A 12,608-nucleotide genomic window follows, 5' to 3' on the forward strand; every position below is an offset into this window, starting at 1 on the left:
CCGATGCCCGGCCCCACCGCTGACCTGTTTGCCGACGACGCCCTGCAGCAACCCGCAGGGCGTGAGCAAATTGGCGAGCAGTCCTACGTATTACGGGGCTATGCCCTACCTTGGATTGAGCTCGTTCTGCCAGAACTGCGACGGGTACTGGCTCAATCACCGTTCCGGCAAATGGTCACACCCGGCGGCTTTACCATGTCGGCGGCATTGAGCAGTTGCGGCGACCTGGGCTGGACCACCGACACCTCCGGCTACCGCTACTCGCCGCTCGACCCGCGCAGCCAACAGCCATGGCCGCAGATGCCAGACGTTTTGCGTCAATTGGCGGTGCAGGCGGCGGCAGAGGCCGGCTTTCCCGACTTTGCCCCCGACGCCTGCCTGATCAACCGATATGTACCCGCCGCCAAAATGTCCCTGCACCAGGACAAAAACGAACGTCGCTATAGCGAACCGGTTGTATCCGTGTCACTCGGCTTGCCGGCGATTTTCCTGTTTGGCGGACATGAGCGCAGTGACAAAACCCGCAAAGTCTCGCTGTTCCACGGCGACGTGGTGGTGTGGGGCGGCGTGGACCGCTTGCGCTTCCACGGGGTGATGCCGATCAAGGAAGGCGTACATCCGGTCATGGGGCCGCAACGCATCAACCTCACGTTTCGCACCGCCGGCTGATTTGACCGCAAGCTTCAGAGTGCCAGATGTGCGCGGCGCGATTAATCTGAACGGAATCCGTCAAGAGTGCCGAGCATGACTACCGAACAAGATCCGCGCTGGGCGGCCATCCTCGCCAGAGACCCCAAGGCCGATACGTTGTTCGTCTACGGCGTAAAAACCACCGGTGTGTACTGCCGCGCCAGTAGCGCCTCACGCTTGCCACGCCCGGAAAACATCGAGTTCTTCGACACCCCCGCGCAGGCCGAGGCCGCCGGGTATCGCGCCAGCAAACGCGCAAGCGCAGACCAGACCCAGTTGGTTGCGCACCATGCGCAACTGGTGGCGGACGCGTGCCGGCATATCGAACAGGCGGACACTGCCCCCGGCCTGCACGCACTGGCTATGCAAGCCAACCTGAGCCCGTTTCATTTCCACCGCGTGTTCAAAGCTGTCACTGGCCTGACCCCCAAGGGCTACGCCACTGCGCACCGTTCGCGCAAGGTACGCGATGGACTCAAAGGCTCGCACTCGGTGACCGATGCCTTGTATGACGCAGGCTTCAACTCCAACAGCCGCTTTTATGAGTCGGCTGACCAGCTTCTCGGCATGAAACCCAGCGACTACAAAGCCGGAGGGACAAATACAGCGATCATGTTCGCCGTCGGGCAGTGCTCGCTGGGGGCGATTCTGGTGGCACAAAGTGCGCGTGGCGTGTGCGCGATTCTGCTAGGGGACGACCCTGACAAGCTGGTACGCGATCTTCAGGATCAATTTCCCAAGGCGGAACTGGTAGGCGCCGACCAGCGCTTCGAGCAGTTGATCGCGCAGGTCGTGGGCTTTATCGAAGCGCCTGCGCTCGGCCTGGACCTGCCGCTGGACTTGCGCGGCACCGCATTTCAGGAGCGGGTGTGGCAAGCCTTGCGCGATATTCCAGCGGGAAGCACGGCCAGCTACGCGCAAATAGCCGCGCGAATCGGTGCTCCGAAGTCGTTCCGCGCGGTGGCTCAAGCCTGTGGCGCGAACAGCCTCGCGGTGGCGATCCCCTGCCACCGGGTGGTGCGCAGCAATGGCGACCTGTCGGGCTACCGCTGGGGTGTAGAACGTAAGCAGCAGTTGCTGGAGCGTGAGAGCAAGGCTTAACCCAGCTTGCGCTTGCGAAACTCAGCGACTTTGTGCCGGTTGCCACACAGCGCCATGCTGCACCAACGGCGCTTATGCGCCTTGGTGCGGTCGTAGAACCACAGCACGCATTCGGGATGTTCGCAGGTGCGGATCAGGTTGAAATCCCCGTCCACCAGCAAACCCGCTGCGGCTTCAGCAATCATCGAGAGAAATTGCTCCGGGGTTTGCAGCTTGCGCTGACGCTCAACGCGTAACTCACCCGATGCCGGCCAAGCCAACTGCGGATGGCTGACGGCCTTGCGCAAAAAGCCATTCAGCGCAGCGGGATCGCCCCGCGTTCCCTCCTTGCGCGACTCCAGCAATACACGGATTACCTCGCGCAGTTCCCGGCCCACCCGGAGCAATGCGCCCGGTTCAAACGCAGGCACCTGTCCTTCCTTCACCCACTCCAGGCGCACCAGCCAACGCTCGACATCGGCATCAGACTGCCAGAAATCGTGGGGTTGCGCGTCCACATTGGCGCGCGTGTTGAGCATGTCCAGCACCGGGTCATCGGCGAGGACATAAGGCTCAAGGGGTGCTGGGATAGTCATGGTCATTCCTCTTCAGGGCGTCGACATAGTAACCGCTATCTGAGCGCATGGATAGTTACACACGACAAAATTGAAACCTCTATAAATAGTTTGACAGGTTACTTGTTTGAGCGCAGATTTTGAAAACGGTAACCCGTATATCAACCCAATCAAGTTACAAAGGCGCCTTCATCATGACCACTCCAACCTCCGTCGTTCACTACCGCCATGTCGATGCCGACGGCGTAAGCATGTTCTACCGCGAAGCCGGCGACCCCTCGGCGCCGGTCATGTTGCTGCTGCATGGCTTCCCCAGTTCGTCGCATATGTACCGTGACCTGATCCCGTTGCTCGCCACGCGCTTTCGAGTGATCGCGCCGGACTTGCCAGGTTTTGGCTTCACCGAAGTACCGGCCGAACGCGACTACCACTACAGCTTCGATAACTTGGCGATCACCGTCGGGCATTTTGTCGACGCGCTGGAATTGACGCGTTACGCGTTGTACGTCTTCGACTACGGCGCACCCGTAGGTCTGCGCCTGGCAGTGGCGCACCCTGAACGGGTCAGCGCGCTGGTCTCGCAAAACGGTAACGCCTACCTCGAAGGCCTGGGGGACGCCTGGGCACCGATTCGTACCTATTGGGCCGAACCGAGCCAGGCCAACCGCGAGGTGATCCGCAACGCGGTGATCAGCCTGGAAGGCACGCGCTACCAATACCTGCACGGTGTCCATCAGCCTGAACGGGTTGCGCCGGAGTCCTACATGCTCGACGTACTGCTCATGCAGCGCCCCGGCAATGACGAGATCCAGTTGGACCTGTTCCTCGACTACCGCAACAACCTGACGCTGTACCCGGCGTTCCAGGCCTTCTTCAGGGCCAAACAGGTGCCGACGCTGGTGATCTGGGGCCAGAACGATCCGTTCTTCATCCCGCCAGGGGCTCACGCCTACCAGACCGACAACCCGAACGCGGTGGTGGAACTGCTCGACACCGGGCACTTCGCCCTGGAAACCCACGCAGCCCACATCGCCGAACGGATACACGCGGTACTGGGCGACGCCATCAACTGATGGCACACCACGAAACGTGCCGTTCGTCCAGTGAATAAAACAGAGTGGCCGGGGCACATGGGCCCTGTTAAAACAGCGTAAAGCCTCACTGACGCTGGAGAGATATCCCATGAGCACCTGGCCAGACACCCGCATCATCGACCTGCTGGGGATCGAACTGCCCATCATCCAGGCGCCCATGGCCGTGGGTACGACCACGGCCATGGTCATCGAGGCCAGTAAAGCCGGGGCGCTGGGCTCATTACCGGCGGCTGCACTGAGCCTCGCGCAATTGCGCGAAGCCCTGGCCGCCATCCGTGAGGCCAGCCCACGCCCGATCAACGTCAACTTCTTCTGCCACCAACCGCCAGCCCCCGACGCTGCGCGTGATCGGCGCTGGAAGGACTTGCTGGAACCCTACTACCGCGAATTGGGTGCCAATTTTGAGGCGCCGACGCCTGTGTCCAACCGCGAACCGTTTAACGAAGCGGCTTGCCAAGTCATCGAGGAATTCTGTCCCGAAGTCGTCAGTTTTCACTTCGGCCTGCCGGAAAAAGCCCTGCTGGATCGGGTAAAAGCCACGGGTGCGAAAGTGTTGTCCTCGGCCACCACCGTGGAGGAAGCGATCTGGCTGGAGCAGCACGGCTGCGACGCAATTATCGCCATGGGCAGTGAAGCGGGCGGCCATCGCGGCTTGTTTCTCAGCGATGACCTCAATACCCAGATCGGCCTGTTCGCCCTGCTGCCGCAAGTGGTCGACGCCGTCAGCGTGCCGGTGATTGCCGCCGGAGGGATCGGCGATGCACGCGGGATTGTCGCGGCCTTTGCCCTGGGCGCCTCGGCGGTACAGATCGGCACGGCTTACCTGTTTACGCCTGAAGCCAATGTCACCCCTTCGCACCACCACGCACTGCGCCATGCCCAGGCCAGCGAAACCGCGCTGACCAACCTGTTCACCGGTCGCCCGGCACGGGGCATCGTCAACCGTGTGATGCGTGAGTTGGGCGCAATCAACCCAGCAGCGCCGGCCTTCCCCACCTCCGGCGGCGCGTTGATACCGCTCAAGGCCAAGGATGAAGCAGGTTTCAGTAACCTGTGGTCTGGCCAGGCACTGCGCCTGGGCAAAGACACCACCACCTATGAGTTGACGCGTGAACTGGCGCAGCAGGCGCTGGCCAAACTCAACCCGTAGAACCTGTGGCAACTTTGCACTGTACCGGCAATGGCCAACCGCTATATATTCCCATACATAGCGGTTAAGCCTTCTACCTATAACAAGCCGTACACCCTCAAAGGAGCTGCTTCATGACGATTCACGCCTCACGCCTGGCCATCCTGGTCGCTGCCCTCGCCTTCGGTTCGGCCCATGCCGATGAAGTCCAGGTGGCCGTCGCCGCCAACTTCACCGCACCGATCCAGGCGATTGCCGCCGACTTCGAAAAAGACACCGGCCACAAACTGGTCGCAGCCTACGGTGCCACCGGCCAGTTCTACACCCAGATCAAGAATGGCGCGCCGTTCGAAGTGTTCCTGAGCGCTGACGACACCACCCCGCAAAAGCTCGAAACCGAAGGCGACACCGTCAAAGGCTCGCGCTTCACCTACGCCGTCGGCACCCTGGCGCTATGGTCGGCCAAAGAAGGTTACGTCGACGCCAAAGGCGACGTGCTGAAGAAAAACGAGTTCAAGCACCTGTCGATCGCCAACCCGAAAGCCGCGCCATACGGCCTCGCCGCTACCCAAGTACTGGCCAAGGAAGGGCTGACCGAGAAGGTCAAAGACAAGATCGTCGAAGGCCAGAACATCACCCAGGCCTACCAGTTCGTGTCCACCGGCAACGCCGAGCTGGGCTTTGTGGCCTTGTCGCAGATCTACAAAGACGGCAAAGTCACCAGCGGTTCAGCGTGGATCGTTCCCGCGGCCATGCACGACCCGATCAAACAAGACGCAGTGATCCTCAACAAAGGCAAGGACAGTGCTGCTGCCAAGGCATTGGTCGACTACCTCAAGGGGCCTAAAGCTGCTGCCGTTATCAAGTCCTATGGTTACGAGCTGGCCAAGTAAATGCCGTTATCGAGTGCCGATTTTTCCGCTATCTGGTTGACCATCAAACTGGCGTCACTGACTACCGTGATCCTGCTGGTCATCGGCACTCCGATTGCCCTGTGGTTGTCGCGCACCCGCTCCTGGTGGCGCGGCCCCATTGGCGCCATCGTCGCTCTGCCGTTGGTGTTGCCACCGACGGTGATCGGTTTCTACCTGCTGTTGACCATGGGCCCCAATGGCTACTTCGGCCAGTTCACCCAATGGCTGGGCCTGGGCACCCTCACCTTCAGCTTCGCCGGGCTGGTCATTGGCTCGGTGATCTATTCCATGCCGTTTGTGGTGCAGCCGTTGCAAAACGCCTTCTCCGCCATCGGCACACGCCCGCTGGAAGTGGCCGCGACCTTGCGGGCCAATCCTTGGGACACATTCTTCACCGTTATTTTGCCCCTGGCACGACCAGGGTTTATCACCGCCTCCATCCTGGGCTTTGCGCACACCGTCGGAGAATTCGGCGTGGTGCTGATGATCGGCGGCAACATCCCGGACAAGACCCGCGTGGTGTCCGTGCAGATCTACGACCATGTGGAAGCCATGGAATATGCTCAGGCCCACTGGCTGGCCGGCTCGATGGTGGTGTTCGCGTTCCTGGTGTTGCTGGCGCTGTATTCCAGCCGTAAAACCAAGATGGGCTGGAGTTGATGTCGATGATTGATGTACGCCTGAAACTTGAGTACTCGGGCTTTGCCCTGGATGTGGACTTGCACTTGCCCGGTCGCGGTGTGACGGCGCTGTATGGGCATTCCGGTTCCGGCAAGACCACGTGCCTGCGTTGCATCGCCGGGCTGGAGCGCGCCGAAGACGGTTTTATCCAGATCAATGATGAAGTCTGGCAAGACAGTCGCAACAGGTTGTTCGTACCGCCGCATAAACGCGCGCTGGGCTACGTGTTTCAGGAGGCCAGCCTGTTCCCTCATCTGTCGGTGCGGGCCAACCTGGAGTTTGGCCTCAAGCGTATTCCCCGTCAGCAGCGCCGTGTGGATATGGCCCATGCCACCGAGTTGCTGGGCATCGGCCACCTGCTCGATCGCCATCCCCAGCACCTTTCCGGCGGTGAGCGCCAGCGCATCGGCATCGCCCGCGCCTTGCTCACCAGCCCCAGTCTATTGTTGATGGACGAACCCCTGGCCGCCCTCGACAGCCAGCGCAAAAGCGAGATCCTGCCGTACCTCGAACGCCTGCACGATGAACTGGATATCCCGGTGCTGTACGTCAGCCATGCCCAGGATGAAGTAGCGCGCCTGGCCGATCACATCGTCTTGCTCAGCGACGGCAAGGCCCTGGCCAGCGGCCCCATCGGCGAAACCCTGGCGCGGCTCGACCTGCCCCTGGCGCTGGGTGACGATGCAGGGGTGGTGATCAACGGCACGGTCAGCGCCTACGACGATCACTATCAGTTGCTCACCCTGCAACTGCCCGCCAGCGCCTTGCACATGCGTGTGGCTCATGCACCGCTGGCCGTGGGCAAAGCGTTGCGTATCAAGGTGCAGGCGCGGGATGTGAGCCTCAGCCTGCAAACGGAGGAGCACAGCAGCATCCTCAACCGCTTGCCGGTGACGGTTACCCAGGAGATTTCGGCGGACAATAACGCCCACGTGCTGGTGCGACTGGACGCGGGTGGGACGCCGTTGCTGGCGCGCATCACGCGGTTCTCCCGCGACCAACTGCAACTGCACCCCGGCCAGAGTATCTGGGCGCAGATCAAGGCCGTTGCGGTGTTGGCGTAAGCAACCTTTTGGCACGACCGCACACCGCTGCGGTCCATCAGACATACCGGCCTGATTTGTTGCCAAGGAACCCGCCTCATGTCCGACTCTGCGCTACCCCGCGACCTGCATTACGTTGACGACACCCAACCCGGCATCCGCCGCAAGACGCTGCGGGGCAAGTTCCAGTATTTCGACCCCAAGGGTGAGCGCATCCACGACGCCGACGAGATCAAGCGCCTGAACGCCCTCGCCGTCCCGCCGGCTTACACTGACGTGTGGATCTGCGCCGACCCGCGCGGCCACCTGCAGGCCACCGGCCGCGACGCCCGTGGACGCAAGCAATACCGTTATCACCCGCGCTGGCGCGAAGTGCGGGACACCGACAAGTACTCGCGGCTGCAAGAATTCGGCAATGCTCTGCCCAAGCTGCGCAAGCAGCTGGAAGCGCAAATCGCCGAACCCGGATTTACCCGCGAAAAGGTGCTGGCCACCGTGGTGACGCTGCTCGACGCTACGCTGATCCGCGTCGGTAATACCCAGTACGCCCGCGACAACAAGTCCTATGGATTGACCACCCTGCGCACCCGCCATGTGGATGTCAAAGGCAGCGAAATCAAGTTTCAGTTCCGCGGCAAGAGCGGCGTCGAGCACCAAATCAGCGTTAAAGACCGGCGACTGGCAACCGTGGTCAAACGCTGCCTGGAATTGCCGGGCCAGAACCTGTTCCAGTACCTCGATGAAGACGGCGAGCGGCACACCGTCAGCTCCCACGACGTGAATGACTACCTGCACAGCCTCACCGGCGCCGATTTCACCGCCAAGGACTACCGCACCTGGGCCGGCACCGCCATGGCGTTGGCCGTGTTGCGGGAACTGGAGTGGCAGCCTGAGTCCGATGCCAAAAGGCATGTTGTGTCGATGGTCAAGGATGTCGCCAAACAGCTTGGCAACACCCCAGCGGTGTGCCGCAAGTGCTACATCCACCCTGCCGTGCTGGAGCATTTCAGCCTCGGCGAACTCTCCAAGCTGCCCAAGCCGCGCATCCGCAAAGGGCTCAAGGCTGAAGAAGTGGCCTTAGCGATGTTTCTTGAGCAACTGGCGGCGCACTTGCCGAAAAAAGCCAAGACGGGTTAGGCTTTGCCTCCCTTCTGATCCGCAGGACGACCGCCGACGTGAACCACTAAGCCTTCCAAAATGTATCTGCAACGAGCCGCCTGGCGCGCTTGTTGGCCTGTCCGACATTTTTTTGGAGGTGCTGATGACTGACGTCAACCGGCTGCCCGTCCTTGTTTCCCTGCAACACTTGAGTTTCCAGTTCGCCAATGGCGAGACCTTGCTGGATGACCTGACCCTGTCCATCGATCACACACCCACCGGCATTGTGGGGCGCAATGGTCGCGGCAAAAGCATTCTCGCCCGGTTGATCGCGGGGCTGCTGCCACCCTCCTCCGGATCGCTGAATGGCCCTGGCCGTGTGATCTACGTGGCGCAGAGCATCACGGTTGCGCCAGGGGAGACGGTCGCCGATCTCACCGGCACCGCAGTGATATTGGCCGCCCTTGAACGCATGAACCGCGGCGCCGCCCAGGTCGAAGACCTGGAATTAATCGACGACCGTTGGGACCTGGCCGAGCGTTTGCGCAGCGCCCTGGATGGCGCGGGGCTGGCGCAGCTGTCCTTTGATACCCCTGCCGACCAACTCAGCGGCGGCCAGTTGGCCAGAGTCGCGATCATCGGTGCGCTGCTGGCCGCGCCGCCGTTGCTGGTGCTCGATGAGCCCACCAACCACCTCGACAGCGATGGTCGCGCCTGGCTGCTGCGTGTGCTCGACGCTTGGCGGGGTGGCCTGGTGGTGGTCAGCCATGATCGGCAATTGCTCAACGCCATGGCGCGCATCATTGAATTGTCGCCCCTCGGCGTCAACGTCTACGGCGGCAACTACGATGCCTATCGGCTGCAGCGTGATGCCGAACAACAGGCCGCCAGCGCCGCGCTCGACCATGCACGCCTGGAGCGCAGTCGCGAACGGCGGCGCCTGCAAAAAGACCACGACAGCCTGCAACGTAACGCCGCGCGCTCACGCAAGCATGCAGAAACCGCCAACGTCGACCGCTTCACCAAGGCGCGCTGGAAAGGTGCCGCCACCGAGATCGTCAGCACCGTGCGTAGCGCGCATTGGCAACATAAACACGAACTGGATGCCCAGGTGCGCCAGGCTTATGAACGGGTCGAAGATGAAACGCCGACCTTGTTGGCATTGCCCGCCTCAGCGGTGCCCAACGGGCGACAGGTTCTGTCGTTGGTGAACGCACAGTTACCGTGGCTGCCGTCGACCTGTCTGAATGTGCATCTTGCAGGTCCGGTGCGCGTCGCCGTGCGTGGGCCCAACGGCTGCGGCAAGTCCACGTTGCTGAAGGTACTGGCCGGTCAATGGCAGGTCGTCGCGGGTGAATGCAACCTGCCTCTGCCCTGCGCCTACATCGATCAACACCTTGCGCTGCTGGACGATCAACGCTCCATCGTTGAACAGCTCAACCTGCTCGATACATCCCTGGCCGAAGCCCAACTGCGCACGCGCCTGGCGTTGCTGCAACTGGATGCCTTGCGTGTGACCCAACCCACCGGGCAACTCAGCGGCGGCGAACGCTTGAAAGCCGCGATGGCGATTGCATTGTGGCGCGAAGTGCCGGCGCAACTGCTGTTACTGGACGAACCGACCAACCATCTGGACCTGGAGTCGGTGATGGCTTTCGAGCAAGCGCTGCAAGGTTTCAACGGGGCGATGCTGGTGGTGTCCCATGATGCAGCGTTCCTCCAATCGATCAAGCCCACCCATTTCCTGGATTGGCACGACACAGGTTGGTCGCTGGAGCCTGTCTGAGGTCATTGCACGTGTGCATAAAGCGTCATACGGTAGTGGCCGGATAATCTCACCGAGGAACCCGACCCTATGCTGCCATCGCCTCGCAAGCCTTACGCCAATGCTGCACTCGCCCACCGACAGCGCTGGCGTGGCCGGGTCGGGCTGATGCTGGTGGCCAGCCTTTCAGTACTGGCGGGGATGACCGATGCCATCGGCTTCATGGCGAGCGGCGACTTCGTTTCATTCATGAGCGGCAACACCACGCGCCTGGCGGTGGCGATCAGCGCAGGTGATCTTGGACTGACCGGGCGGCTGTTGTTGCTGGTCGCGACATTTGTGGTTGGCAATACCTTGGGCGTGGTGGTCAGCCGATTGAGCCGCCGCCACGCCTTGCCGTTGCTGCTGTGTATTGCGGCCTTGTTGTGCGTCGCGGCATGGCTGCCTTTCGCTGACACGCTGCCCGCGCTGCTGGCGGCAATCATTGCGATGGGCATGCTCAATGCGGCTGTGGAAGAGGTCAACGGACTCCCCGTAGGGCTGACTTACGTCACTGGCGCACTGTCACGCTTTGGCCGTGGGCTGGGGCGCTGGATGCTCGGAGAACGGCGCACGGGCTGGCGCGTGCAGTTGATCCCATGGACCGGCATGTTCGTGGGCGCGGTGATTGGCGCGCTGCTGGAGCAGCAGATGGGCTTGAAGGCGCTGATGGTCAGCGGCGTACTGGCGGGGTTGTTGGGGTTGCTGTCACTGAAGATTCCCCGTCGCTGGCACCTGGGTTACATGCCGCGTTGAAGAAAAGGAGGGATGCTCGCCCGACGTTTAGGCCTCGACGTCCGTGTACTGGTAAAGAGCCATCATGTCGGGCGAGCGGGTGAATAATAAGCTAATGCTTCGCGGCTGTCGTGCCAGGCATTTCCTAAATCGACTAAGGCAATGGATTACAGGCAGGTCGCGAGTGCAGCCAAACGACGCTTGGCGGGCATATTGTCTTCTGCGGCGTAGTACTTGATGGAGGAGCCGGCACCCGCGCTTTGCACGTCGACGAAGTAATCGCCAGCGGTGGTGTAGACGGTGTAGCCGCCCGCCGCGATCGGCTCCTTGAAGCCACCGGCATCAACGCCGAACACGCTTTCGTCCTGCCAGCCGAACTGCACGCATTCGGCAACAACCAGGGTGGCCTTGTCCGAAGCCAGGGTCTTGTAGGGCGTGCCTGCGCGCGCTTCTTTCATCTTCGAACCCGCGCAACCGGCCAGGGCCGCCAATACCAGTGCGCCAATTACCACCTTGTGCATGCCATTGCTCCGTTGGAAAAAAACGCGACTGTACCATCGCCACAGGCACTACTGACGGCTGGATGAACTTTGTTTCACTGTAAAGAGAGCAGGCGCCGCCTATAGTGGCTACGCTCATTTTTAGAAGTCTCCCTTCGGCCCGCTCTCCCGCGGGCTTTTTTTCGCCTGGGCTCAGAGCAACCAGCGAAACAGATAGAACACCGCCATGCTCAGCAACACGGTGACCAGCACATTGCGCGTCCAGAACATCAGCCCCACTGCGCTGATACCCGCCAGAAGATAGGGGTTGGCCGGACTGAGGTTCAGGTGATGGTCCGCCAGGAAAATGATCGGCCCGCAAATCGCCGTGAGCATGCCGGGCACGGCAAACCCGAGAAACTCCCGTGCGCCCCGGTTGAGGCGCACCGGCAGGCGCGGCTCGATAAACAGGTAACGGTTGAGAAAGACCGCCAGGCCCATTATCACAATCATCAGGAAGATCATGGCTGCCCTACTCCCAATCGCTTGCAGGCGTAACCCGCGCTCATGCCCAACAGGCCGGACACCACCACCGCCGATTCCCAGTGCAGGAAGCTCAACCACACCGAAAACAGCAGTGACACGGCCACACAGACCACCGTGGGAATATCCCGTACCACGGGCGTAATCAACGCGATAAACGTGGCGGCAATGGAAAACTCCAGCCCCAGTTGATCAAGGCCGGGAATGCTTTTGCCGAGCACAATGCCCGCCAGGGTGAACAGGTTCCAGGCGATGTAGAACGTCAGCCCGACGCCCAGCGCATACCAACGGTTAAAGGTCTCGCGGTCATAGTGGCTGACCAGTGCGAAGAATTCGTCGGTCAACAGAAAGCCCAGGCTGATACGCCAGCGGGTCTTGAGGGGCGAAAGGATTGGCCGCAGGTGCATGCCATACAGCAGATGCTGGGAGGTCAGCAGCAAGGTGGTCAGTACGATGGAAATCAGGCTGGCGCCACTCTTGACCATCCCAATGGCAACCAGTTGCGCCGCACCAGCAAACACGATGGCGGATAAGCCCTGGGCTTCCAACGGGCTGAATTGCGCATCGATGGCCATGGAACCGGCCAGCAGGCCCCAAGGCGCGCAGGCCAGGGACAAGGGAATAACGGCAATGGCGCCGCGAGCGAAGGCGTAATGAGGTAAGGCAGTAGGCATGGAAACGGCTCATCGACAGACAGTCGACAAGCATGCCAGCGCAACAACGGGCTTGTCTTGAACGATCTT

Annotated in this window: 14 protein-coding genes; 10 read left to right on the plus strand and 4 right to left on the minus strand. The window is 61.4% G+C overall.

The genetic code is table 11. From position 1 onward, the window contains the following. The first annotated feature begins 3 nt into the window (after positions 1-3). Together alkB and ada are read left to right on the plus strand one after the other, a co-directional pair. Positions 4-669, plus strand: coding sequence for a DNA oxidative demethylase AlkB (alkB, locus tag ACP7BX_RS18045; RefSeq protein ID WP_426128795.1), 666 nt, complete (start codon positions 4-6; stop codon positions 667-669). A gap of 75 nt (positions 670-744) precedes the next feature. Next, positions 745-1,791: a bifunctional DNA-binding transcriptional regulator/O6-methylguanine-DNA methyltransferase Ada gene (gene ada, locus ACP7BX_RS18050; protein WP_426128793.1), complete on the plus strand. Its 1,047-nt coding sequence runs from the start codon at positions 745-747 to the stop codon at positions 1,789-1,791. Here the strand turns inward: ada and ACP7BX_RS18055 are convergent. Beyond that, positions 1,788-2,366 carry a CGNR zinc finger domain-containing protein gene (locus ACP7BX_RS18055; RefSeq protein WP_426128791.1) on the minus strand — a complete coding sequence of 193 codons (579 nt, stop codon included), beginning with the start codon at positions 2,364-2,366 and terminating at the stop codon, positions 1,788-1,790. The genes ada and ACP7BX_RS18055 overlap by 4 nt on opposite strands. 173 nt (positions 2,367-2,539) lie before the next feature. Between ACP7BX_RS18055 and ACP7BX_RS18060 the strand changes: the two genes are divergently transcribed. From ACP7BX_RS18060 to ACP7BX_RS18095, 8 genes are all read left to right on the plus strand, one after another. Further along, positions 2,540-3,418, plus strand: coding sequence for an alpha/beta fold hydrolase (locus tag ACP7BX_RS18060; protein ID WP_426128789.1), 879 nt, complete (start codon positions 2,540-2,542; stop codon positions 3,416-3,418). Between the two features lie 109 nt (positions 3,419-3,527). Further along, a complete protein-coding gene (locus ACP7BX_RS18065; RefSeq protein ID WP_426128787.1) occupies positions 3,528-4,589 on the plus strand; it encodes an NAD(P)H-dependent flavin oxidoreductase in 1,062 nt (353 codons plus the stop codon). Positions 4,590-4,702: 113 nt separating this feature from the next. Continuing rightward, the gene (gene modA, locus ACP7BX_RS18070) at positions 4,703-5,461 is read left to right on the plus strand and encodes a molybdate ABC transporter substrate-binding protein (protein WP_038850969.1); all 759 of its coding nucleotides are present in this window, start codon (positions 4,703-4,705) and stop codon (positions 5,459-5,461) included. Then, on the plus strand, positions 5,462-6,142 hold the full coding sequence (gene modB / locus ACP7BX_RS18075) for a molybdate ABC transporter permease subunit (RefSeq protein WP_033902954.1): 681 nt from the start codon (positions 5,462-5,464) through the stop codon (positions 6,140-6,142). A 5-nt stretch (positions 6,143-6,147) separates the two neighbouring features. After that, positions 6,148-7,227: a molybdenum ABC transporter ATP-binding protein gene (gene modC, locus ACP7BX_RS18080; protein WP_426128785.1), complete on the plus strand. Its 1,080-nt coding sequence runs from the start codon at positions 6,148-6,150 to the stop codon at positions 7,225-7,227. A gap of 78 nt (positions 7,228-7,305) precedes the next feature. Next, entirely contained in the window at positions 7,306-8,343 is a 1,038-nt protein-coding gene (locus ACP7BX_RS18085) for a DNA topoisomerase IB (protein WP_269130677.1), read from the plus strand. A gap of 124 nt (positions 8,344-8,467) precedes the next feature. Beyond that, positions 8,468-10,090, plus strand: coding sequence for an ATP-binding cassette domain-containing protein (locus tag ACP7BX_RS18090; protein WP_426128782.1), 1,623 nt, complete (start codon positions 8,468-8,470; stop codon positions 10,088-10,090). Between the two features lie 69 nt (positions 10,091-10,159). Next, positions 10,160-10,864, plus strand: coding sequence for a YoaK family protein (locus tag ACP7BX_RS18095; protein WP_426128780.1), 705 nt, complete (start codon positions 10,160-10,162; stop codon positions 10,862-10,864). Between the two features lie 146 nt (positions 10,865-11,010). Here the strand turns inward: ACP7BX_RS18095 and ACP7BX_RS18100 are convergent, their stop codons facing one another. The 3 genes from ACP7BX_RS18100 to ACP7BX_RS18110 all read right to left on the minus strand — a co-directional run bounded on the left by ACP7BX_RS18100 (position 11,011) and on the right by ACP7BX_RS18110 (position 12,539). Continuing rightward, complete coding sequence (locus ACP7BX_RS18100) at positions 11,011-11,364, minus strand: hypothetical protein (RefSeq protein WP_061437008.1); 354 nt, start codon at positions 11,362-11,364, stop codon at positions 11,011-11,013. 171 nt (positions 11,365-11,535) lie between these two features. Then, complete coding sequence (locus ACP7BX_RS18105; protein WP_177111295.1) at positions 11,536-11,847, minus strand: AzlD domain-containing protein; 312 nt, start codon at positions 11,845-11,847, stop codon at positions 11,536-11,538. Then, positions 11,844-12,539, minus strand: a complete 696-nt coding sequence (locus ACP7BX_RS18110) for an AzlC family ABC transporter permease (protein ID WP_038850981.1) — start codon at positions 12,537-12,539, stop codon at positions 11,844-11,846. Before ACP7BX_RS18110 ends, ACP7BX_RS18105 begins: the two co-directional genes overlap by 4 nt. Between the last annotated feature and the right edge of the window lie 69 nt (positions 12,540-12,608).

The sequence above is a fragment of the Pseudomonas sp. DWP3-1-3b3 genome (assembly GCF_049896305.1).
GTDB classification, from domain to species: Bacteria; Pseudomonadota; Gammaproteobacteria; order Pseudomonadales; family Pseudomonadaceae; genus Aquipseudomonas; species Aquipseudomonas azotoformans_A.